The 22,758-nt window shown below is 70.4% G+C and carries 17 protein-coding genes; 8 read left to right on the top strand and 9 right to left on the bottom strand.

Annotated features, from left to right (window positions below):
* Positions 1-107: 107 nt before the first annotated feature.
* Entirely contained in the window at positions 108-2,327 is a 2,220-nt protein-coding gene (locus tag CU044_RS16310; RefSeq protein ID WP_129769306.1) for an NADP-dependent isocitrate dehydrogenase, read from the top strand.
* A gap of 121 nt (positions 2,328-2,448) precedes the next feature.
* Here CU044_RS16310 and CU044_RS16305 read toward each other — a convergent pair whose 3' ends face one another.
* The 8 genes from CU044_RS16305 to CU044_RS16270 all read right to left on the bottom strand — a co-directional run bounded on the left by CU044_RS16305 (position 2,449) and on the right by CU044_RS16270 (position 11,381).
* The gene (locus tag CU044_RS16305; protein ID WP_129769305.1) at positions 2,449-4,155 is read right to left on the bottom strand and encodes a hypothetical protein; all 1,707 of its coding nucleotides are present in this window, start codon (positions 4,153-4,155) and stop codon (positions 2,449-2,451) included.
* Positions 4,152-5,981, bottom strand: coding sequence for an NAD(P)/FAD-dependent oxidoreductase (locus tag CU044_RS16300; RefSeq protein WP_129769304.1), 1,830 nt, complete (start codon positions 5,979-5,981; stop codon positions 4,152-4,154). The genes CU044_RS16305 and CU044_RS16300 overlap by 4 nt, the downstream gene beginning before the upstream one ends.
* 125 nt (positions 5,982-6,106) lie before the next feature.
* A complete protein-coding gene (locus tag CU044_RS16295; protein ID WP_275670196.1) occupies positions 6,107-6,952 on the bottom strand; it encodes an SDR family oxidoreductase in 846 nt (281 codons plus the stop codon).
* Between the two features lie 85 nt (positions 6,953-7,037).
* Positions 7,038-8,225 carry an FAD-dependent oxidoreductase gene (locus CU044_RS16290; RefSeq protein WP_193563983.1) on the bottom strand — a complete coding sequence of 396 codons (1,188 nt, stop codon included), beginning with the start codon at positions 8,223-8,225 and terminating at the stop codon, positions 7,038-7,040.
* On the bottom strand, positions 8,222-8,419 hold the full coding sequence (locus CU044_RS16285) for a ferredoxin (RefSeq protein ID WP_129769303.1): 198 nt from the start codon (positions 8,417-8,419) through the stop codon (positions 8,222-8,224). Before CU044_RS16285 ends, CU044_RS16290 begins: the two co-directional genes overlap by 4 nt.
* 135 nt (positions 8,420-8,554) lie before the next feature.
* Positions 8,555-9,796: a cytochrome P450 gene (locus tag CU044_RS16280; protein ID WP_129769302.1), complete on the bottom strand. Its 1,242-nt coding sequence runs from the start codon at positions 9,794-9,796 to the stop codon at positions 8,555-8,557.
* A 141-nt stretch (positions 9,797-9,937) separates the two neighbouring features.
* The gene (locus CU044_RS16275) at positions 9,938-10,666 is read right to left on the bottom strand and encodes a response regulator transcription factor (RefSeq protein ID WP_129769331.1); all 729 of its coding nucleotides are present in this window, start codon (positions 10,664-10,666) and stop codon (positions 9,938-9,940) included.
* 193 nt (positions 10,667-10,859) lie between these two features.
* Positions 10,860-11,381, bottom strand: a complete 522-nt coding sequence (locus CU044_RS16270) for a MarR family transcriptional regulator (protein ID WP_129769301.1) — start codon at positions 11,379-11,381, stop codon at positions 10,860-10,862.
* A gap of 143 nt (positions 11,382-11,524) precedes the next feature.
* Here CU044_RS16270 and CU044_RS16265 point away from each other — a divergent pair, with 143 nt between their 5' ends.
* Both CU044_RS16265 and CU044_RS16260 read left to right on the top strand, forming a co-directional pair.
* Complete coding sequence (locus CU044_RS16265; RefSeq protein WP_129769300.1) at positions 11,525-12,289, top strand: SDR family NAD(P)-dependent oxidoreductase; 765 nt, start codon at positions 11,525-11,527, stop codon at positions 12,287-12,289.
* Between the two features lie 294 nt (positions 12,290-12,583).
* Positions 12,584-15,607, top strand: coding sequence for a family 16 glycoside hydrolase (locus CU044_RS16260; RefSeq protein WP_129769299.1), 3,024 nt, complete (start codon positions 12,584-12,586; stop codon positions 15,605-15,607).
* A 141-nt stretch (positions 15,608-15,748) separates the two neighbouring features.
* Here CU044_RS16260 and CU044_RS16255 read toward each other — a convergent pair whose 3' ends face one another.
* On the bottom strand, positions 15,749-16,948 hold the full coding sequence (locus CU044_RS16255) for an ROK family transcriptional regulator (RefSeq protein WP_129769298.1): 1,200 nt from the start codon (positions 16,946-16,948) through the stop codon (positions 15,749-15,751).
* 165 nt (positions 16,949-17,113) lie between these two features.
* Here CU044_RS16255 and CU044_RS16250 point away from each other — a divergent pair, with 165 nt between their 5' ends.
* Genes CU044_RS16250 through CU044_RS16230 form a run of 5 tightly spaced genes read left to right on the top strand, consistent with a single transcriptional unit; the run spans position 17,114 to position 22,725 of the window.
* On the top strand, positions 17,114-18,604 hold the full coding sequence (locus tag CU044_RS16250) for a sugar ABC transporter ATP-binding protein (protein WP_129769297.1): 1,491 nt from the start codon (positions 17,114-17,116) through the stop codon (positions 18,602-18,604).
* Complete coding sequence (locus CU044_RS16245) at positions 18,601-19,617, top strand: ABC transporter permease (protein ID WP_129769296.1); 1,017 nt, start codon at positions 18,601-18,603, stop codon at positions 19,615-19,617. The genes CU044_RS16250 and CU044_RS16245 overlap by 4 nt, the downstream gene beginning before the upstream one ends.
* Positions 19,614-20,621: an ABC transporter permease gene (locus CU044_RS16240; protein WP_129769295.1), complete on the top strand. Its 1,008-nt coding sequence runs from the start codon at positions 19,614-19,616 to the stop codon at positions 20,619-20,621. Before CU044_RS16245 ends, CU044_RS16240 begins: the two co-directional genes overlap by 4 nt.
* Positions 20,618-21,862 (top strand): ABC transporter substrate-binding protein, encoded by a 1,245-nt coding sequence (locus tag CU044_RS16235; protein WP_129769294.1) that lies wholly within the window; start codon positions 20,618-20,620, stop codon positions 21,860-21,862. Before CU044_RS16240 ends, CU044_RS16235 begins: the two co-directional genes overlap by 4 nt.
* The gene (locus CU044_RS16230) at positions 21,859-22,725 is read left to right on the top strand and encodes a sugar phosphate isomerase/epimerase family protein (RefSeq protein WP_129769293.1); all 867 of its coding nucleotides are present in this window, start codon (positions 21,859-21,861) and stop codon (positions 22,723-22,725) included. The genes CU044_RS16235 and CU044_RS16230 overlap by 4 nt, the downstream gene beginning before the upstream one ends.
* Positions 22,726-22,758 lie beyond the last annotated feature (33 nt).

Genomic DNA, 22,758 nt, shown 5'->3' with positions numbered 1-22,758 from the left:
TCGGGGCCGCGCCGCGTGGCTCCGGTGGCAGGGCCCCGTCTCGACAGGACCGGGTCACGAGATATCTTGATGTCGAGCAATGTTGCAGACGTGGAGCGGAGCACCCGGTGACTGACTCGACCATCATCTACACACACACCGACGAGGCCCCGGCCTTGGCGACGTATTCCTTCTTGCCTGTGGTCGAGGCGTATGCCTCGACGGCGGGGGTCACCGTGGAGAGCCGTGACATCTCTCTCGCGGGACGGATCATCGCGGGCTTCCCCGAGCGTCTGGAGGAGGGCCAGCGGATCGACGACGCGCTCGCCGAGCTGGGTGAGCTGGCCAAGACGCCCGGTGCGAACATCATCAAGCTGCCGAACATCTCGGCCTCGATCCCGCAGCTGAAGGCGGCGATCTCCGAGCTCCAGCAGCAGGGCTACGCGCTGCCGGACTACCCGGACGACCCGAAGACCGACGAGGACCGCGACGTCCGCGCGCGCTACGACAAGGTCAAGGGCAGCGCCGTCAACCCGGTCCTGCGCGAGGGCAACTCCGACCGCCGCGCCCCCGCGTCGGTCAAGAACTACGCCAAGGCGCACCCGCACCGCATGGGCGCGTGGACGGCCGACTCGAAGACGAACGTCGCGCACATGGACGCCGACGACTTCCGGTCCAGCGAGAAGTCCGTGGTCATCGCCGAGCCGGGCTCGCTCCGTATCGAGCTGGCCGGTGACGACGGCACCACGACGGTCCTGCGCGAGTCGGTGCCCGTGCTCGCCGGGGAGGTCGTGGACGCGTCGGTGATGCGGGTGGCGGCGCTGCGCGAGTTCCTCAAGGCCCAGATCGGCCGTGCCAAGGCCGAGGACGTGCTGTTCTCGGTGCATCTGAAGGCCACGATGATGAAGGTCTCCGACCCGATCATCTTCGGCCATGTCGTACGGGCCTTCTTCCCGAAGACGTTCGCCGAGTACGGCGAGGCGCTCGCGGCGGCCGGTCTGACCCCCAACGACGGCCTCGGCGGCATCCTGGGCGGGCTGGACTCCCTGCCCGACGGCGCGGCGATCAAGGCGTCCTTCGAGGCCGAGCTCGCCGAGGGCCCCGCGCTGGCGATGGTCGACTCCGACCGCGGCATCACGAACCTGCACGTACCGAGCGATGTCATCGTCGACGCCTCCATGCCGGCCATGATCCGCACCTCCGGTCACATGTGGGGGCCCGACGGCCAGGAGGCCGACACCCTCGCGGTCATCCCGGACAGCAGCTACGCCGGGATCTACCAGGTCGTCATCGACGACTGCCGCGCGCACGGCGCGTACGACCCGTCGACGATGGGCTCGGTGTCGAACGTCGGTCTGATGGCGCAGAAGGCCGAGGAGTACGGCAGCCACGACAAGACCTTCGAGATCCCCACCACCGGCACGGTGCGTGTCCTCGACGGCTCCGGCGATGTCGTGCTGGAGCACGTGGTGAGCGCGGGCGACATCTGGCGCATGTGCCAGGCCAAGGACCTGCCGATCCGGGACTGGGTCAAGCTCGCCGTGACCCGCGCCCGCGCGACCGGCAACCCGGCGGTGTTCTGGCTCGACGAGAACCGCGCGCACGACGCGAACCTCATCGCGAAGGTCGGGACGTACCTCGCCGAGCACGACACCGAGGGCCTGCGGATCGAGATCATGTCGCCGGTCGAGGCGACCGCGTTCTCCCTGGAGCGCATCCGGCGCGGCGAGGACACGATCTCGGTCACCGGCAACGTGCTGCGCGACTACCTGACCGACCTGTTCCCGATCCTCGAACTCGGCACGAGCGCGAAGATGCTCTCCGTCGTCCCGCTCATGAACGGCGGCGGGCTGTTCGAGACCGGTGCCGGCGGCTCCGCGCCCAAGCACGTGCAGCAGCTCGTCAAGGAGGACTACCTGCGCTGGGACAGCCTGGGCGAGTTCCTCGCGCTCGCGGTCAGCTTCGAGCACCTCGCGCAGACGACGGACAACGCGCGCGCCCAGGTGCTCGCGGACACCCTCGACCGCGCCACGGCGACCTTCCTCAACGAGGACAAGTCGCCCAGCCGCCGGCTCGGTGGCATCGACAACCGCGGCAGCCACTTCTACCTGGCGCTCTACTGGGCGCAGGAGCTGGCGAAGCAGACCGACGACGGCCGGCTCGCGGAGGCGTTCGCGCCCCTCGCCAAGACGCTGGCCGAGCAGGAGAGCACCATCGTCGACGAGCTGATCGCGGTGCAGGGCAAGCCGGCCGACATCGGCGGCTACTACCAGCCCGACCCGGCCAAGGCCGCGGCCGTGATGCGCCCTTCGGCCACGTTCAGCCAGGCCCTCGCGCTGCTCGGCTGACATGACCGGAACCGCCCCGGCCGGCATCTCCGTCGGCCGGGGCGGTTCCGTCTTTCAGTCGCCCTACGGGGCGTCTCCGTCTTTCGGTCGCCCTACCGGGGCGTCTCCGTTTTCGGTGGCGCTACGGGGCGTCTCCGTCGGCGTGCTTACGCGAGAGCCGCAGCACGCTTCCCTCTCCGTTGGCCGAGACGAAGAGCGAGCCGTCCGGGCCGAGGGCGAGGCCCGCGAACTGGCTCGGAGGGCCCGGGACTCCGGGGACCGGGTGGCGGGCGGGAGGGGTGGTGCCAGGGGGGAGGCCGACCGCGAGGTTCTCCGCGTCGATCCTGCTGTCCCCCGTGACGAGCGAGATCGCCCGCAGCCGCCGGTGCGCGGTCTCCACCGTGAACAGTTCGCCGTCGCGGACGACCAGGCCCTGCGGCGCGCCGAGTCCGTCCGCGACGGTGACCGCCTCGCCGTCGTCGAGCCGGAGCACCGCCCCGAGCCGGTCGTCGCTGACGTAACAGCGCTGTTCCCCGTCGAACGCCACATCCACGGGGTGTACGAGCCCCGAGGCGAGAGCGGTGACCGTGCCGGTCTCGTCGATCCGCAGGATCCGGCCGCCGCCCGTCTCGGCGACCACGAGCGAACCGTCCGGCGCGACCGCGATGCCGGTGGGCTCGCTCAGTCCGGTCGCCCGTACCCGCGTGGTCTTCCGTACGGGGTCGTAGGTGCGGACGTCACCGAGCTGCGAGGTGAGGTGCAGGACGCCGTCGTCGGCGGTGACACCGTGGACGAAGTGCAGCAGACCGTGGGTGATGATGCCGCCGGACTCGTTGCCGTCGCCGTTTCCGCTCGCGCTCCCGTTGCCGTTCCCGTTCGCCTTGCCGTTCGCGTTGCCGCCGCCGTTCCCGTTCGCGTCCTCGCCGGGGCCCGCCGGGCTCGCCAGGCGGTAGTGGTCGGCCGCGTACACCGTGCCCCCGAGGTCGACCGTCACACCGAAGGGGCCGTCGAGCCCGCGCGGCACGATCTCGCGGATCCGGCCGTCGGTGTGCATCTCCGTGACACCGCCGCTCGCGTAGCTGGAGACGAACATCCGGTTCTCGTCGTCGAACGCCGCGTTGTCCAGCCCCGCGACACCGGATACGACGACCGACCGCGCGCCGGTACGGAGATCGATACGGGTCACGATGCCCGCCACACCGCGCGACAGCACCACCAGGACACCGCCCCGGTCGAACCGCACCGCGACCGGGTCGTCCACGTCCTTCGCGACCAGCTCGGGTACCCCGCCGTCGGGAGATATCCGCCAGACCTCGTTGGCGATCATGTGCGGGTAGTAGAGCAGCCCGTCCGGGCCGAGCTGCATCGCGTTGCCCCAGGCCAGCCCGTCCGTGAGCACCACCGGATCGCCGCCGTCGGGGAACATCTCCATCAGCCGGCCGTTGCTGCGCATCTCGTTGACGAAGAGGCGGTCTCCCACGCAGGTAATGCCGTTGGGCACCTTCACCGTGTCGGAGACCAGGGTGAACTCACCCGCGGGATCCCGCCGCCACACCCTGCCGGGGGTCAGGTCGGTGATGTACATCGAACCGTCCGCACCGAAGGCGAGATCGTCCGGCGCCTGGACCGGGCCGTCCAGTGGCACCACCACGTCGACGTCTCCCGAGACGGGATCCACGGCGCTGATCTGCCCGGCGATGAACTGGGCCACGTACAACCGCCCGTCGGGCCCGAAGGTGACACCGTTCGAACCCCACAGCCGGTTCGGCGGGTTCAGCCTTGTCGTGTCCCACCGCTCGCTCGTGGTGTGCCAGTGGCCGGTGTCGTCGAACCGGCTGGGCCGCCTCATCGGACGATCGCCTCGTTCATGTCACCGTCCGTGCGCCAGCGCCTGATCAGTTCGTAGAACTCGATCGGACCGCCGCCGTACGACTGGCTCTCCTTGCCGGGCTTGCCCTCGTTGTTGTAGTAGCCCGGGGTGCATTCGGCGAGAAACGCGTGCGTGTTCTGCGCCTTCTCGCGAATCGTGGCGATCCAGGCGGCCTGCGCCTCGGCCGTCGGCTCGATGTACCGCGCCTGGCGCTTGTCCGCCTCGGCGACGACCTCGGCGATGTGGGTCGCCTGCTCGTCGAGGACATGGACGAAGTTCACGGAGACCGCGTTCTGGAGCGCGCCGAGGTGGAAGAAGTTGGGGAAGCCATGGCTGTAGAACCCGTGGAGCGTCTTCGGACCGTCCTTCCACGACTCGGTCAACGTGACACCGTCCCGGCCGTGTACGTTGAGTCCGGCCCGCTCGGCCGGCGGACCGCCGATGTCGAAACCGGTCGCGAAGATGACGCAGTCGACCTCGTACGTGACGCCGTCGACCACCAGAGCGTTCTCGGTGATGCGCTCCACACCGCGGCCGGCCGTGTCGACCAGCGTGACATTGGGCCGGTTGAACGTGGGCAGGTACATGTCGCTGAACGTGGGGCGCTTGCACATGTAGCGGTACCAGGGCTTGAGCGCCTCGGCCGTCGCCCGATCCTCGATCTCGGCGTCCACCCGGGCCCGTATCTCGTTCATCTTCTTGAAGTCGGCCAACTCGGCCATGGCGCCGCGCTGTTCGGGAGACAGGCCGTCGCCGCCGCTCGCGCCCGGCACCAGGCTCTGGAGCAGCCGGGCGCTGGTGGTCCAGCCGTCGGACACCAGGTCCTCGTCCGCGCCGCCACCGGCGACCTGCGCGAGGAAGTTGTCCTGGCGGCGCCGCTGCCAGCCGGGTGTCAGTGTCGCGGCCCACTCGGGGTCCGTGGGGCGGTTGTCACGTACGTCGACCGAGGACGGCGTGCGCTGGAACACGTAGAGGTGCTGGGCGTCGCGCCCCAGGTGCGGCACACACTGGATGGCGGTCGCGCCGGTGCCGATGACGGCGACGCGCTTGTCGGCGAGCCTGTGCAGACCGCCGTCCGCGTCACCGCCGGTGTACGCGTAGTCCCAGCGGCTCGTGTGGAACGTGTGCCCCTGGAAAGTCTCGATGCCCGGGATGCCGGGGAGCTTCGGCCGGCTGAAGGGTCCGCTGGAGACCACGACGTAGCGCGCCCGCATACGGTCGCCCCGGTCGGTACGGATGGTCCACTCGAACTCGGCCTCGTCCCAGCGGAGTTCGGTCACCTCGGTCTGGAAACAGACATCACGGTACAGCTCGAACTGCCGCCCGATCGCCCGCGCGTGCTGTCTGATCTCCTCGCCCGGCGCGTACTTCCACTTCGGTACGTAGCCGACCTCTTCGAGCAGCGGCAGGTAGATGTACGACTCGATGTCGCAGTGGATGCCCGGATACCGGTTCCAGTACCATGTTCCGCCGAAGTCCCCGGCCTTCTCGATCACCCGGATGTCCCGCACGCCCGCCTGGCGCAGCCGGGCGCCGGCCACCAGGCCACCGAAGCCGCCGCCGATGATCACGACCTCGACCCGGTCGTCGAGGGGCTCCCGGCGGGGCGCGGGCTCCACGTACGGGTCGTCCACGTAGTAGCCGAACTCCCCTGTGGTGCTGTGGTACTGCTTGCTGCCGTCGGGGCGGATCCGGCGGTCGCGCTCGGCGCGGTAGCGGTCGCGCAGGGCGTCCGGGTCGAATCCGAGTGCCTCCGGATCCAGCTGGGGGGCGGGAGATGACGTAGAGGGGGTGGGGGTGGTCATGCGTGTCCTCTCAGAGCCGATCGAACCACTGCTGTGCTGTTGTGCTGCTGTGCTGTTGCGCGGCTTTATTGCCGTGCTGCTGTGGCGCTGTACTGCCGTGGCGCTGTGGCGCGCCGATGGCGGTGTCAGGCCGTCCGGTGACCGCGCATCCACGCGGTCTGGCCGCCATCGACAAGAAGGTCCGTGCCGGTGATGTACAGCGCACCAGGACCGGTGAGGAACGCCACGGCGTCGGCGATCTCCGCGGGCGTTCCGGTACGGCCCGCGCCGCACTCCTCCAGCATCCTCATCATCCGTTCGCCGGACGCCGACTCGGCCTCCGCTTTCGCCATCGCCGTGGAGATGACCCCCGGGCTGACGGTGTTCAGCCTGGCGCCGCGGAGGTTCCAGGCAAGCGCCGCGGCCTGCACCCTCAGGTGGTTGGAGCGCTTGCTCACGCAGTAGGCGGACACCGCGTCGTCCCCGATGCCGGCGACGACATCGAGCACGAGAAGTCCGTCCGTGGGCGTCGTGGCGAGGGCGAGCTCCTCTTCCCGGCTGAGTGACGCGTAGTGCCCGGCCATGCTGGAGACGCAGACCATAGCCGTACCACGGGACGCCACCGTCCCGAAGACGTCGATCACATGTGCCGTGCCCATCAGATTGACGTCGACGATCGCCCTGGCCGACGCGGTCGCGGGAGAGAGCCCCGCGGTGTGTACGACGGCGGCCACCCGGCCTGCGCCGGACGCCGTCGCCGCGAGTCTCCCGACCGAACCGCGGTCGGACACATCGGTGACCGCGCCCCGTACCGCGTAGCCCTCGGCGGTCAACGCGCCGACGGTTTCGCCGAGCCGCTGTTCCGACGCGTCGGCGAGGATCACGGTCCGCCCGCTGCCGAGCCGACGCGCGATCGCCACGCCCATACCTCCCGCGCCCGTGACCACGACCACGTCACGGCGCTCGTCCTGCTCTCCCCGCTGGTCATCCACCCTGAACAACTCCCTGGATTCGGCTGATTCTCCCGGGGCGGCCGTCCGCGCTCTCCGGCGTCCGCTCCCGTCCCTCGTAAGCGCCCTATGCCACGCCGGTCGATCGCGTCACGGCTCGCAGGGCCTCGTCCCACGGGGCGCGGGACGCGATCGCCGCCCGCCAGGGACGGATCGCCCTCGGCGGCATACCGACCGCGAGAACTCCGGCCAGACGGTCACCGGTGCGGTAGCCGACCATGAACCGGCGGTCGTCGAAGTCCCCTTCCACGAGTGCCACTTCGTCGTGTCCTCGGAGATGGCCGAACGCCTGGATCTTCATGTCGTACTGGTCGGACCAGAAGTACGGCATCGGGGCGAACGGCTTACGGGCCTCGGGACGCAGCAGGTTGCGGGCGGCGGCCACGCCCTGTTCGGCCGCGTTGGTACGGTGCTCGACGCGCATCGCCACACCGAACAGCGGGTTGTGCCAGTGGGCGACATCCCCCGCGCCGTACACATCCGGCGCGGCGGCGCAGTACTCGTCGCACACCAGGCCGTCGCGCACCGTCAGGCCGCTGCCTGCCAGCCATTCGGTGTTCGGCAGGGAACCGACGGCGACGAGGACCTCGTCGGCCTCGACCACTTCGCCGTCGTCGAGCCGTACGCCGCCGCCGGCCACCTCGGACACGGTGACCCCCGTACGCAGGTCCACACCGTGGTCCAGGTGCGCGCCCGACAGGACCCGGCCGACCTCCTCGCCGACCGCGTGGGCCAGCGGTACCGGCGCGGGTTCGAGGAGTGTGACCTCGGTGCCCAGGCCCCGGGCCACGGCCGCGGCCTCCGCGCCGAGGAAGCCGGCTCCGACGATCACCAGCCGCCGCCCAGGACCGAGCCGGTCCCGCAGCGCCAGGGCGTCGTCCAGGGTACGCAGGACATGTGCGCCCTCACCGGGCAGACGGCGCGGACGCACGCCCGTCGCCACGATCAGACCGTCGTACGGCAGCCGGGTGCCGTCGGCCAAGTGCACCGTACGTCCCGAGAGTTCGAGGCCGGTCGCGGCGATACCGAGACGCAGATCGAGGCCGAGCGCGTCCAGATCGGCCGCCGGGCGCAGCGGCAGCCGGTCGGGCTCCCATCGCGCGGACAGGATCTGCTTGGACAGCGGCGGCCGGTCGTAAGGGGCCCGCGGCTCGTCGCCGACGAGGGTGATCGTGCCGTCGTAGCCCTCCCGGCGCAGTGCCTCGGCGGCGGCGAGACCGGCCGCCGACGCTCCGACGACCAGCACGGTCCTCACGTCTCCACCAGCCGGATCGCCGCCGCCGGACAGAGGCCGGCGGCCTCGCGCACCCCCTCGTGGGTGTCGGCGCCCGGGTCGCTCTCCAGCAGGATCACCACACCGTCGTCGTCCCTCTGGTCGAACACCTCGGGGGCGCTCATGACACAGAGGCCCGCCGAAACACACTTCGGTTCGTCCACTTCCACACGCATGGTCGTTTCCTCGCTCGTCCTTCGTCATTCGTCGCGCCGTCACTTCGTCGCGCCGTCACTTCGGCACGCCGTCCGCGCGCCGGTTCGTCGGCACGCCGTCCGCGCGTCGGCTCGTATCGGTCGGTGACGCGGGGCTCACCAGGTGACGGGCAGTGAGCGCACGCCGTAGGTGGTCCCGCTCTCCTCGAACTCGATGCCGTCGAACGCGGTGGCCAGACGCAGCGTGGGAATACGCCGGTAGAGCGTGCCGTAGACGACCTGGAGCTCCACCCGCGCGAGCGACTGGCCCAGACACTGGTGGGGGCCGAAGCCGAACGCGTTGTGCAGGCGGGCATTACGGGTGAGGTCCAGCCGCTCGGCCTCGGGGAAGGCCGCGGAATCCCAGTTGGCGGCGGAGATCTCCACCACGACCCCCTCCCCCGCGCGGATGACCTGACCGCCGATCTCGATGTCCTCGCGGGCGACCCTGCGCAGCCCGGAGTGGACGATGGAGAGATAGCGCAGCAGTTCCTCCACCGCGCCCGCGATGACCTTCGGGTCCTCGGTGTCCCGCAACACCGCCAGCTGGTCGGGGTTCTCCAGCAGGGCGAGAGTGCCCAGGCTGATCATGGTCGCGGTCGTCTCGTGTCCCGCGATGAGCATCGCGACACCCATGTGGACCGCTTCGCTCCGCGTCATCTCACCGGCGGTGACCCGGGCGGCCATCTCGGACATCGCGTCCGCACCGGGCGCGGCCAGCTTCTCGGTGAGCAGTTCGTCGAGATACCGGGAGAGAGCGCCGCTCGCCGCGCGGGCCTCGTCCGGGGGTACGTCGCGGTCGAGGGCGATGTTGCTGTTGTGCTGGAAGAACTCGTGGTCCTCGTACCGCACGCCGAGCAGCTCGCTGATCACCAGCGACGGCACGGGCAGCGCCAGTGCCGTCAGGAGGTCGGCGGGCTTCGGACCGGCGAGGATGCCGTCGATCAGATCGTCGACGATCTTCTGAATGGCGGGCCGCAGGGCCTCGACCCGCTTGAGGAGGAGCGGACCGTTGACCATCCGGCGCAGCCGGGTGTGCTCGGGGGCGTCCGTGTTGGTGATGAGCTTCGGGGTGACCTGCGCGATCTCCGCCCGGTACGCGCTCACATGCGGGAAGGCGCCGAACTTCTCGTCGTTGCTGAGGCGGGGATCGGTGAGGATGGCCCGCTGGTGGGCGTGTCCGGTGATGAGCCAGGGCGTACTGCCGTCCCAGATCCGGACCTTCGCGATCGGCGTCTCGTCACGGAGCCGCTCAAGGCCGGGGGGCGGGGCGAACGGGCAGCCGGCCGCCCTGGGCATCGGGAACTCCGGCATCGGCCGCGCCGGGTCGTCCGCGGTTTCGGTCAGTGTGTCGGCCATGTCACTCCTCGGTGGGGGCTCCGCGGGGGCGGAGTGCGGGGAAGGGTGGCGGGACGCCTCGATGAAGACATGCAACCGGAGTGCACTGACACCTTCCGGTCAATTACCTGACGGCAAGCTGACGTGAGGACGATCACACGCTCAGCGGCCGAGCAGGTAGCCGAACCCCCTGCGGGTGTGGATCAGTTGCGGTTCCTCCTGGTCAACCTTGTGCCGGAGACGGGAGACGAGCTTCTCGATGGCGTTGTCGGCGCGGTCGTCGCCCCAGACATGACGGCAGATCTGTTCCTTCGAGAGGACCTGGTCGGCGTTGACCAGCAGATGACGCAGCAGCCGGTACTCCGCGGGCGTGAGGTCGAGCGCCCGGGGCCCGCGCCATGCCTGGCAGGTGGCATCGTTCAGGACGAGGTCGCCGTAGTACGGCCCGCGCCGTACAGCACCGCGCCCGCGCCCGCGGCCTCGCAGTAACACCTGTGCCCTGGCGAGGACTTCGGCGATCCGGAACGGCATGGTGACGTAGTCCTCCTGACCGGGGCCCAGTTCGGGAAGGAGGCTGTCCAGGTACTCGCACACGGTCAGGAAGAGGACCGGCGGGCGGTCGGCGACGGGGCGGCGTCCGCGGGCGAGACCCTTCAGATCGGGCAGCGTCGTGTCCAGGACCACCAGGTCGAATCGGTGTCCCGCGATCCGTGCCAGTCCCTCGGCGCCGGTGCGCGCGACGGTGACCCGATAGCCCGCGAGTTCCAGCGTGGTCGTGAGCAGGTCGGAGTTCTCCTGATCACCGACGACCACCAGGACCTGCTGCCCGTCCCCACGAACAGCCGACGGCCTCTCGCCGACGCCCCCGCGCGTATCCCCCGTCCCGCGCATCTCACTCACCCCGCGCATCTCGTTCACACCGCGCGCCTCGCCCGCCCCGCGTAGCTCGCTGACCCCGCGCATCTCGTTCACGCCGCATATCCCGTACATCCCGTACATGGAAGGACCACCTCGCGTAAGGCGCACGCTTCACGTCCGGACGAACGGCAGCGCCGGGGCCCGGACGCCCAGGACGGCCGTGGCCTCAGGCGGGGCGCTCGGCAGGGATACCGGCATCGCTGTCGGCGTAGCCCAGGAAGTCGTCGACCATCCGGTGGAACAGGGCGGCGAGCTGCTGAAGGTCCTGCGGCGACCACTCCGCCAGGGCCGCCTGCATCCCCTGGCGGCTCGCCTCGCGGATACGGTCGATCGCCCGCTGTCCGACCGGGGTGAGCTGGATGCGCTGCGCACGGCCGTCCTCCGGGTCCGGGACGCGGGTCACGTACCCCGACTTCTCCAACCGCTGTACCTGACGCGTGACATGGGACGCCTCCACGGCCAGCCGGTTCGCCAGCTCGCTGGGGCGCTGAGGTTCGGAATCGGCGATCTGCCGCAGCAGCGCCACGGCGGCGCGGTCCAGTGACACTCCGGCCTGGGCCATCAGGCGGTCGTGCGGCCGGACCCTGCTGGAGAGATAGGCGACGCGGCTCAGCGCCCGCTCGATCTCGCTCACATCGGCCGAGGACGGGGATGGTGATGGGGCAACCGCTGGCGGTGATTTGGGCATCCACGCACTTTACCATCTACTTGCCTGACTCAAGCAACTTCACATTCACTTGCTTGACTCAAGTAACTCACACATGCTTGCCTGACTCAAGTAATCCCGGGTATCGCCGCGTATTCGTCCGACCGTAAGGAGCACCCATACCCATGAGCAGCAACGGATTTGAGGGACGCAGCGTCGTCGTCACCGGGGCGGGATCGGGGATCGGCAGGGCCGCGGCGCTGCGATTCGCCGCGGAGGGCGCGAACGTACTGGTCGCGGATCTCAACCAGGAGACCGCCCACCAGACCGTGACGGCGGTGACGACCGCGGGCGGCGTCGCACGCGCGGTCGTCGGCGATCTGAGCGAGCAGGCCGTGGTGGACGAGATAGTCGCCACGGCCACGAGCGCGTACGGCGGCCTGGATGTACTGGTGAACAACGCGGGCATCATGGACCGGATGTCGGCCCTCGCGGACACCGAGGACGCCGAATGGGAGCGCGTCATCCGCGTCAATCTGACGGCGCCCTTCATGCTGACCCGCGCCGCGCTGCCGCACATGCTGGACCGGGGCCGCGGGGCGATCGTCTTCACGGCGTCCGAGGCCGCCCTGCGCGGCAGCGCGGCCGGCACCGCCTACACCGCCGCCAAGCACGGCATCGTCGGCCTGACGAAGTCCCTCGCCGTGATGTACCGGAACAACGGAATCCGCGCCAACGCCATCGCCCCCGGGGCGACGTCGACCAACATCCGGGTCGACGCCGAGGCGGGTGCCCACGGTCCCGGCGTGGTCGGTCCCCATGTCGCCCTCGCCGGCCGGGTGGCCGACGCCGAGGAGCAGGCGGCGGCCATCCTGTTCCTCGCGTCGGACGCCGCCGGCAACATCAACGGCACGGTCCTGCCCGTCGACAACGGCTGGTCGGCCATCTGAAACCGGCCGTCGACACGGCCGTCGGCGACCGGGCCCGCGGGCTCGGATCGCCGGCGCCGTGAACCCGGCGACGGTGCGCCCGTGCCTCAACTATCAGCCAGTTCTTCCTTGTTGAGGACAAAGTATGGACGGTGTGGGGCGCTGTCCCTACCCTGGGCGTCGTTCTCGCGCGGAAGTCCGCGTGAAACACGGCGTAACCCCGCCGTCGCACCCCCGGTACGTGTACGAACTCCACTCCGCGGACGCGGGGCCACCCGGCCCCCGCCCACGCGCAGCCCCCCAGCAGGAGGACGAGTGCAGCCACACGAGTACCAGAGCCCCCGACCCAGCCGACGCAGATCGCGGACCCTCACCGGTTTTCTGCTCGCCGCCCTCATCACCGGAGGTCTCGTGGCGCCCGCGGTCGGCGCGGAGGAGAGAGCCCCCGCGGAGCTGCCGCCGCAGGAGCCCGGCGTCACCCTCCGGGTCTTCGACGTCCAGTCCCCGCTCAGCAAACTCTGCGATCTGAAGCCGGCTCAGACTCCCAACGTCGACAAGCTGATTCCCACGGTCGACTGGTCCTCCACCGAGGGCTTCGGCTTCACGGACAACTTCATGTCGCAGATCATCGGCAATCTCGATGTGCCCGCCGACGGGACCTACGCCTTCCGGCTGATCAGCGATGACGGTTCCCGTCTCCTCATCGGCGACCAGCGGGTCATCGACCACGACGGACTGCACGGCGCCGAGCCCAAGGACGGCGAGATCACCCTCACCTCCGGCTACCACGCGCTCCGCGTCGACCACTTCGACCGCGGCGGCGACCAGCAGGTGACCCTCCAGTGGAAGCCCCCGGGCGCCACCGACTTCACGCTCGTCCCGAACTCCGTGCTCAGCACGGACGCCGGGGTCGTCCGCGTCACCGCCCCCGGCCGCAAGGAGTGCGAGGGGAGCTACGACACCCCCGGCGACGGCCTCCCGCTGACGTCCGTCCACCCCGGATACACCCTCACCGACCTGCGCCCCGACGGCTTCGAGCCGCAGGTCTCCGCCATGGACTGGCTGCCGGACGGCCGGCTCGCCGTGACCACATGGGGCGGCAGCGACAACACCGTGGGAGAGGCGTACGTCCTCGACCATGTCACGGGTGACACCGGGCCGGAGAAGGTCACGTACAAGAAGATCGCCGGCGGGCTGAAAGAGCCGATGGGCATCAAGTACGTCGACGGCAAGCTGTACGTGTCGGAGAAACACCAGCTGACGGAGTTGTCCGACACCAACGGCGACGATGTCACCGACTCGACCCGCAAGGTCGCGTCCTGGCCGTACGGAGGCAACTTCCACGAATTCGCCTTCGGACTGCTCTACAAGGACGGGGACTTCTATCTGAACCTCTCGGTCGCCATCAACTACGGCGGTGCGACGACCGATCCGCAGCCTGCCGCGAACCGCGGCACCACCATCAAGGTCAACAAGGAGACAGGGAAGGTCACCTATCTGGCCGGCGGCCTCCGGACGCCGAACGGGATCGGATGGGGCCCGGAGGGCGATCTCTTCGTCACCGACAACCAGGGCGGCTGGCTGCCCGCCTCGAAGCTCGTCCAGGTGAAGCAGGACCGGTTCTTCAACCACTACACCAACCCCGACGGCCCGTTCGACGACCGCGCGGTCACCAAGCCCGTGCTCTGGCTGCCGCAGAACGAGATAGCGAACTCCCCCAGCACTCCGATGCTGGTCAAGGAGGGGACCTTCGCCGGTCAGCTGCTCTTCGGCGACGTCACCTACGGCGGAATACAACGCGCCGATCTGGAGAAGGTGGACGGCGAGTACCAGGGCGCGGTGTTCCGCCACACGCAGGGCCTGGAGGCGGGCATCACCCGGATCAGCACGGGACCGGACGGCGCGATCTACGCGGGCGGCCTCGGCGCCGACGGGAACTGGGGCCAGGAAGGGAAACTCCGCTTCGGCCTCCAGAAGCTCACCCCGAACGGCACGAACGCCTTCGACATCAAGACCATGCGCGCCACCCGCGACGGCTTCGAACTCACCTACACGAAGCCGCTGTCGGAGGAGACCGCCGCCAAGCTGGCGACCGGCGGCTACTCCGTGGAGCAGTGGCGCTACGTACCCACACCGGCGTACGGCGGCCCCAAGGTGGACGAGGAGAGCCTGCCCGTCGCGGCGGCCCGGATCTCCGACGACCGCCGTACGGTCCGGCTCACCATCCCCGGGCTGAAGACCGACCGGGTGGTGCACGTACGCTCACCGCGCCCGTTCGCCTCGGCCGACGGTGAGCAGTTGTGGTCCACCGAGGCCTGGTACACCCTGAACGCGCTGCCCGGCCCCGAGGCGCCCGTCACGTCGTACGACGCCGAGTCCGGGCGGCTGTCCGGCGGCGCGGACATCGACACCGAGCACGCCGGTTACACGGGCGGCGGCTTCGTCGACGGCTTCGGCACCCAGGGCGCCACCGCCACCATCGAGGTCGAGGTCCCCGCGAAGGGCTCGTATGACGTGAGCCTGCGCTACGCCAACGGCCCCAACCCCTTCGACGGCACCAAGACGATCGGCGCGAGCGTCAACGGCGGGCAGGCACGGCAGATCAGCCTCCCCTCCACCGGTGCCTGGAACCGCTGGTCCAGCCGAACCGAGCGGTTCGACCTGCGCAAGGGCCGTAACACCCTGACCTACACCTACCGGCCCGGGGACACCGGCCATGTCAACCTCGACATGATCGAGGTGCGCAGACCCGGCAGCCGTATCGACCTGTTCTCCGGCGGCAGTGTCTCCAGCGCCTGGCAGCACACCGACGGCCGCGGCGTCGAATGGCCGCGCACGCCCGAGGGCTCCGTCGAAGTGTGCTGTGGCGACATCCGTACGAAGCAGTCCTTCGGCGACTTCAGACTCCACGCCGAGTTCCGGGTGCCGAAGCTGCCGCCGGACGTCACCGGGCAGGATCGCGGCAACAGCGGTATCTACCTCCAGGAGCGGTACGAGATCCAGATCCTGGACTCGTTCGGGGTGGAGAAACTCGCCACGAACGAGGCCGGCGCGATCTACAACAAGGTGGCGGCGAGCGTGAACGCCGGCAGGGCGCCCGAGACATGGCAGACGTACGACATCGTCTTCCGCGCCGCCCGTTTCGACGCCGGGGGGAAGAAGACCGAGGACGCCAGGATCACGGTGGTGTGGAACGGCACGAAGGTCCACGACAACGTGGTCGTGGACGGCCCGACGGGCAGCGGCGACGCGGAATCGGCCGCGGCGGGCGCGATCCGGCTCCAGGACCACGGCAACAAGGTCCGCTTCAGGAACGTGTGGATCGAGCCCCTGGGCTGACCGCCGCGCGGCGGCACTCCACGCGGTACGCCGTCAGGTCTCCGACGCTTCCCCCGGCCTTTTCCGGCCGGGGGAAGCGCCAGGTCCACACCGCCGGACCCCACCGGCATGAACCGGGGAATCAGCGTGCGTCAGCTGGAATCAGGCCATCGCCCGCGCCAGCCTGCGGTCCACCTGGGACGGCGACATGGCGTGCTCGGTGGCGAGGATCCCCGCCCCGATGACCGCGGCGTTCTCGCCCGTACGACTCGGCTCGATCCGCAGCACACGCGTGGCCAGCGGATGCGAGCGCCGGTACACCGCTTCCCTTACCCCGGCGAGGAGTTGGTCGTGTACGGCGGCCAGGGCGCCGCCGAGCACGACCGTGTCCGGATTGAAGAAGTTGACCAGACCCGACAGGACCTCGCCGACCGCCCGGCCCGCCTCGCGCACCATGCGCACGGCGTCCCGGTTGCCGGAGGCCACCAGCCGCACGACATCGCTGCCCGACGCCGCGTCCAGCCCCAGACCGGCCAGTCTCGCCGCGAGTGCCGCGCCGCCCGCCACCGCCTCAAGACACCCGGTGTTCCCGCACCGGCACGCATCCCCCTGGTCCCCGACCCGGATGTGCCCGATGTCGCCGGCGCTGCCCTGGGCGCCGCGGTGGAGCCGGCCGTCGGCCACGATGCCGCAGCCGATGCCCGTACCGACCTTGATGTAGAGGAGATAGCGGGTGTCGGGGAACGCGCGGCGCTGCTCGGCCAGCGCCATCACGTTCACATCGTTGTCGACCAGCGCCCGCACCCCGAAGCGCGAGGCGAAGAACTCCGGGATCGGATACTGGTGCCAGCCCGGCATGATCGGCGGATCGATGGGGCGGCCGGTCGAGAACTCGACAGGTCCCGGTACCCCGACGCCGATCGCGCGCAGTGTCCGCGGGTCCTGTGCCGTCTCCTTCAGCAGCGCCTGCAACGCCCGCTCCACCCTGCGCAGTACCGATTCCGGACCGTCCGCGATCGACAGCGGCTCCTGGTGGGCGGCCAGCATCGCCCCGCCGATGTCCGTCAGAGCCACGGCGCAGTGCGAGGCGCCGAGGTCCACACCGGCCACCAGCTGTCCGGCGGTGCGGAGTTGGAGCCGGCGCGGCGGGCGGCCTCCGGTCGAGTCGCCGGGGGCGGGGGCCGACTCATCGACCAGGCCGTGCGCGATCAGCGCGTCCACCCGCTGCGAGACCGTGGAGCGGGCCAGCCCGGTGATCCGCGCGATGTCCGCGCGCGTCGCCACGGCTCCGGAACTGATCAGCGCCAGCACCTCGCCCGGCGAGTGGATGGCGGAACCGCTGTGATCCGACGGCGCAGGCATGGCAGTCACCCTAGGGACGACTTCCGCTGCTCACAAGGCGTTCTATGTTCGCCGGTCGGCATAAGTGAGCGTCAACCCGCTGAAATTCAGGGGCTCTTGGGCTCTTGACAGGTCAAAGGCGAGTCACGACTCTGCACAACAGACCGCTGACCGAGGAGCCGGCTGATGCTGACGATGCAGGGCGTGTCCAAGAGCTTCCTGGGGGTGCGTGTGCTCCATGACGTGGAGCTCGACCTCGAACGGGGTGAAGTCCATGCGCTGGTGGGCGAGAACGGCGCCGGCAAGTCCACCCTGATGAAGATCCTCGCCGGCGAACACACCCCCGACACCGGCACGATCACGATCGACGGCACCGCGCACACCTTCACCCACCCGGCGCAGGCGCAGGCCGCCGGAATCGGCATCATCCACCAGGAGTTCGCGCTCCTTCCCCACCGCACCGTCGCCGAGAACGTCTTCCTCGGCCGCGAACCGGTCCGCCGCGGACTCGTGGACCGCGGGGCCATGGAGCGCCGTACCGGTGAGCTCCTCGCCGGGATCGACGAAACCGGCATCACCCCGCGCACCCTCGTCCGTGACCTGTCGGTGGCGCGCCAGCAGACCGTCGAGATCGCCAAGGCCCTCGCCTCCGACGTCCGGGTCCTCGTCATGGACGAACCCACCGCCCCCCTCGCCGACCACGAGAGCGCACTTCTCGCGGCGCTCGTGCGCCGGCTCGCCGCGCGCGGCCTCGGCATTCTCTACATCTCGCACCGTCTCCCGGAGGTCTTCGACCTCTCACAACGCGTCACCGTCCTCAAGGACGGCCGCCGTGTCACCACCGTGCGCACCGCGGAGACCACCACCGACGAGGTGGTCCGGGCCATGGTCGGGCGGGAGCTGACCGACTATTACCCGCCGCGTGCCCGCCCGGACGAGATCGGGGCGGAGCGGCTCACGGTCACGGGCGGCGGCAATGCCCGTATTCATGACATGAACCTGACATTGAGGGCGGGAGAGGTCGTCGGCGTCGCCGGTCTCCAGGGTTCGGGACGTACGTCGCTGGCACGTGCCCTGTTCGGCGCGGCCCCCTTCACCACGGGCGGGATGACCGTCGGCGGCAGACCGCTGCGCCCCCGCCGTCCGCGTCAGGCCATCCGCGCCGGCATCGCCCTGGTCACCGAGGACCGCAAGACGGAGGGACTCGCGCTGCACCAGTCGGTGCGGGACAACGCGCTGCTCGTCACCCGGGCCGTCTCCCCGCGCGGCGGGCCGCCGACGGGCGGGGAGATCACGGCGCTCCTGGAGCGCGTACGCCTCCAGGCACGCGGTGAGGACCAGCGGACGCTGTACCTCTCGGGCGGCAATCAGCAGAAGGTCGTCATCGCCAAGTGGCTCGCGGCCCGGCCCCAGGTGCTCCTGTTCGACGAGCCGACCCGCGGCGTCGACGTCGGCGCCAAGGCCGCCATCCACACGCTCGTACGCGAACTCGCCCGTGAAGGACTCGCCGTACTGATCATCTCCTCGGAACTCCCCGAGCTGATCGGTATGAGCGACCGGATCCTCGTGATGTCCGAGGGCCGTCTCGTGGGCGAACTGCCCGCCGGCGCCGGGGAGGAGAGCATCATGCGGCTCGCCACCAGCGGGCGCCGGGGCGGACGGGAGGAGGCCGCGTGACCACGACGGAACGCGGACCGCTCGCACCGCCCCGGACCGGCGTCCGCCTCCGCGGGGTCCGGCTCGGCGATCCCGTCGTCGGTGTCTGGCTCGCGGCGCTGGCCGTCACCCTCCTCGGCTGGATCGTCGTCGCCGCCCGCGGCGGGGACTTCCTCACCACCACCAACGTGGTCGCGATCCTCCAGAACAGCGTCGCGCTCGGCCTTGTCGCCGTCGGCCAGTCCGTCGTCATCCTCACCGGCTCGCTGGATCTCTCGGTCGCCTATCTGATCAGCCTCGGCACACTCGTCGCGGCCGAGACCATGGCGAGCGGAGGTGTGGTGACGGCCGTGATCGCCGTCCTCGCGCTGTCGGCCGCGGTCGGGCTCGCCAACGGACTCGTCGTCACCGGCCTGAGGGTCAACGCGTTCATCGCGACGCTGGGCACGGCGTTCATCCTGCGCGGCTGGATCGAGGACAACTACACCGGCCCCGCCGGGAAGGTACCGGCCTCCTTCCAGCACCTCGGCTACGACCGGGTCGGCCCCGTCCCCGTCTCGGTGTTCCTGCTCGCGGCGGTGGCCGCCGCGGTGTGGTTCCTCACCCGCCGTACCCGCCTGGGCCACCACCTGTACGCGACCGGGGGCGACGAGCACGCCGCCAGGCTCTCGGGCGTCCGGACCCGCCGTACCGTCGTCGTCGCCCACGTCATCTGCTCCCTGTGCGTCGGCGCCGCCGCGCTGTTCCTCGCGGCGCGCCTCGGCGCGGGAGCGCCCTGGGCGGGTACGGAGGCCCGCTACGACCTGGAGTCGATCGCCGCGGTGGTCCTCGGCGGCACCGCGCTGGCCGGTGGTCGCGGCGGGGTGGCGGGGACTCTCGGCGGTGTCCTCGTCCTCGCCGTTCTCGACAGTGTCTTCAACCAGCTGGCCGTCGACCCGTTCTTCAAGAACGTGGTCCGCGGTGTCGTCATCATCGCGGCCGTCGCCGTCTACGCCAGACCCCGCCGTGCCGCGAAGGGAAGGCCGACCGCATGACCACGGCAACCGTCACCCGCCACGGCAAGCGCGCCGTACGGGCACTGGGCACCGGCACCCCCGTCTTCGTGCTGCTCGCCGTCCTGCTCGCCGCGCTGGCCCTCACCGATCCGGGCTTCTACGAACCCGACCGCTTCCTCTCCTTCGTCAAACGCGCCGCGCCGCTCGTGATCCTCGCCGCCGGCCAGTATCTGGTCATCGTCTGCGGTGAGTTCGACCTCTCCGTGGGGGCGATCGTGACCGCGGGGGTCGTGGTCGCGGCCGAACTGTACGGGTCGTTTCCCGGCGCCTCCTGGCCGCTGGTGACCGCCCTGCTGCTCGTCGCGGGCGGGGTAGCGGGACTCGTCAGCGGACTGATCACCACGGCCCTGCGGGTGCCGTCGTTCATCACCACGCTCGGCATGATGCTGATCCTCGAAGGCGCGGTGTTCTTCTGGACCGGCGGCTCCCCGCAGGGCGCGCTGCCGGCCGCCTTCCGCCAGCTCGGGCGCGGCGCCGCGTTCGGCTGGCTGCCGTGGGCGGTGATCGTCTGCCTTGTCGCGGGCGCCGCCGCCGTCCTGCTGATGCGCTCGGACTTCGGCCGTACGCTCGTCGCCACCGGCGACAGCGAACGCGCCGCGTCCCTCGCCGGGGTGCGGGTCTCCCGGGCCCGGATCATCGCCTTCGTCCTCTCCGGGGTCGCCGCGGCGATCGCCGCCGTCCTTGTCGGCGGCTTCTCGGGCGTCTCCGCCCAGGCCGGCAGGGGCTACGAGTTCGAGGCCATCACCGCGGTGGTGCTCGGCGGTGTGGTCCTCGGCGGCGGGCGGGGCTCCGTCGTCGCCGCCATGGCCGGCGCCTTCTCGCTCCAGGCGCTGTTCACCCTGCTCAACCTCCAGGGCGTCTCCGGCGCGCTGGAGTCCACCGTCCAAGGATGCATCGTCATCGCCGCCGTCGGCCTGGGAGCCGCGGACTGGTCCCGGCTGCGCCGCCGCCGTACGAACCCCTCGGGAGGACAAGCCCCATGACAGCGATCCGCCCCCCGCGCAGAAGTCCGCTCCGCGGCCGCGCCCTCACCTCCGCCGCCGCCCTGCTCGCGGTGGGTCTCCTCGCGTCCTGTACGAGCGACACGCCACCGGACTCGCCCGGCGCCCCCGGCAGTGCCTCCGCCACGGCGGACGCCTCCGGCAGTGGCAAGCAGTCGGAGTTCTTCGAACAGGCCGAGTACGACCGCCAGTTGGCCCTCGCCAGGGAACAGCCGCAGGGCCCCGCGGGCAAGCCGTGGGAACAGATGCTCAGCCCCGAGCTCATCGACACCACGCGGTACAAGAAGAAGGAGGAGGCAGGCGGTGTCCATCTCTGCTTCTCCAACGCCGGTGTCTTCAACCCCTGGCGCCAGGTCGGCCTGAAGAACATGACGGCGGAGGTCGAACTGCACAAGGAGATACGCGAGTTCACCGTGCTCGACGCCCAGGGCAAGGACGACAAGCAGATCTCCGACATCCAGGAGCTCACCGGCAAGGGCTGCGACGCGCTGATCGTCTCCCCGAACACCACCGCCACGCTCACCCCCGCCGTCGAGCAGGCCTGCGCCAAGGTGCCCGTCATCGTCTTCGACCGCGGTGTGGAGACGGACTGCGCGGTCACCTTCATCAATCCGGTCGGCGGCTACGGATACGGGGCGGTCGCCGCCGACTTCCTCGTCGGCAAGGTCAAGCCCGGGGGCAAGATCCTCGCCCTGCGCATCTCGCCCGGTGTGGATGTGCTGGAGACCCGCTGGTCGGCCGCGAAGGTCGCCTTCGACAAGAGCGAACTCGACGTCGTGGACGTCAAGTTCACCGACGGCGACCCGGCCAAGACCAAATCGGTCGTCACCGACGCGCTGACCCGGCACGGCTCCGTCGACGGCGTGTGGATGGACTCCGGCGCGACGGCCGTCGCCGCGGTGGAGGCGTTCGAGGACGCGGGGCAGGACGTACCGCCGATCACCGGTGAGGACCAGCAGGACTTCCTCCAGGCGTGGAAGGAGAAGAAGCTGACCGCGTTCGCGCCGACGTACCCGACGTTCCAGTGGCGCACCCCGGTCATCGCCGCTCTGAGGATCCTTCAGGGGCAGCAGGTCCCCAGGGAATGGAAGCTCCCACAGCCCTCCGTCACGCAGGACACCCTCGACGAGTACCTCAAGCCGGGCATGCCGCCCCTGCACTACGCGATGTGCGGCTGCGCCGATCTGCCCGGGTACCCCGAGGACTGGGGAGGCAAGGGATGACGCGGTTCCCGCTCGGCGCCAACCCGTGGATCTGGCACTCCCCGGTCGGGACCGGCGCCCTGGCCGAGGTGCTTCCGCGACTGGCAGGCTGGGGTTTCGACTGTGTCGAACTGCCGCTGGAACAGGCCGGGGACTGGGAGCCGGCGGCCACCGCCAAGCTGCTGGACACGACCGGGCTCGCCCCGGCGGCCGTGATCGCGGTCATGCCGCCCGACCGGAATCTCGTACGGGCGGAGCCGGGCACCGTACGGGCCACCCAGGACTATCTGCTGCGGTGCGTCGACGCGGCCCACGCGGTGGCGGCCCCCGTCGTGGCGGGCCCGGTGTACACCGCCGTCGGGCGCACCTGGCGCATGACCGGCGCGGAACGGGCCGCCGCCTACGCGGAGTTCAGGGAGAACATCGCGCCCGTGACCGACCACGCGCGCGCCGCGGGGGTACGGATCGGGGTCGAACCGCTCAACCGGTACGAGACCGGTCTGCTCAACACCGTCGGCCAGACCCTCACGGCCCTGGAGGGTCTCGACCCCTCGGTCATCGGCGTCGCCCTCGACACGTACCACCAGAACATCGAGGAGCGCACACTGCCCGGCGCCGTCCGGGAGGCCGGCTCCCGTATCGTCCACGTCCAGGTGTGTGCCAACGACCGCGGCACCCCCGGTGCCGACCATCTCGACTGGGCCGGGTTCCTGACCGCGCTGGACGGGCACGGCTACCGGGACGCTCTGTGCATCGAGTCGTTCACCGCGCACAACAACGCGATCGCCGTCGCCGCGTCCGTGTGGCGCCCGCTCGCCCCCACCCAGGACGGGATCGCCACCGAGGGCCTCGCCTTCCTCCGCCGGGCTCTCGGCACCCCCTGACCGGTACCGCGCCTTCCTCATCGGCACCGCAAC

The sequence above is a fragment of the Streptomyces sp. L-9-10 genome, assembly GCF_004151105.1.
Classification (GTDB): Bacteria; Actinomycetota; Actinomycetes; order Streptomycetales; family Streptomycetaceae; genus Streptomyces.
This window is presented reverse-complemented; position numbering and strand designations above follow the sequence as displayed.

Coding starts and splice junctions, on each gene's coding strand:
- CU044_RS16300 (WP_129769304.1), bottom strand. CDS start 5,981: ATGACCACCCCCACCCCCTCTACGTCATCTCCCGCCCCCCAGCTGGAT.
- CU044_RS16265 (WP_129769300.1), top strand. CDS start 11,525: ATGAGCAGCAACGGATTTGAGGGACGCAGCGTCGTCGTCACCGGGGCG.
- CU044_RS16240 (WP_129769295.1), top strand. CDS start 19,614: ATGACCACGGCAACCGTCACCCGCCACGGCAAGCGCGCCGTACGGGCA.
- CU044_RS16270 (WP_129769301.1), bottom strand. CDS start 11,381: ATGCCCAAATCACCGCCAGCGGTTGCCCCATCACCATCCCCGTCCTCG.
- CU044_RS16230 (WP_129769293.1), top strand. CDS start 21,859: ATGACGCGGTTCCCGCTCGGCGCCAACCCGTGGATCTGGCACTCCCCG.
- CU044_RS16285 (WP_129769303.1), bottom strand. CDS start 8,419: ATGCGTGTGGAAGTGGACGAACCGAAGTGTGTTTCGGCGGGCCTCTGT.
- CU044_RS16250 (WP_129769297.1), top strand. CDS start 17,114: ATGCTGACGATGCAGGGCGTGTCCAAGAGCTTCCTGGGGGTGCGTGTG.
- CU044_RS16235 (WP_129769294.1), top strand. CDS start 20,618: ATGACAGCGATCCGCCCCCCGCGCAGAAGTCCGCTCCGCGGCCGCGCC.
- CU044_RS16255 (WP_129769298.1), bottom strand. CDS start 16,948: ATGCCTGCGCCGTCGGATCACAGCGGTTCCGCCATCCACTCGCCGGGC.
- CU044_RS16305 (WP_129769305.1), bottom strand. CDS start 4,155: ATGAGGCGGCCCAGCCGGTTCGACGACACCGGCCACTGGCACACCACG.
- CU044_RS16275 (WP_129769331.1), bottom strand. CDS start 10,666: ATGCGCGGGACGGGGGATACGCGCGGGGGCGTCGGCGAGAGGCCGTCG.
- CU044_RS16280 (WP_129769302.1), bottom strand. CDS start 9,796: ATGGCCGACACACTGACCGAAACCGCGGACGACCCGGCGCGGCCGATG.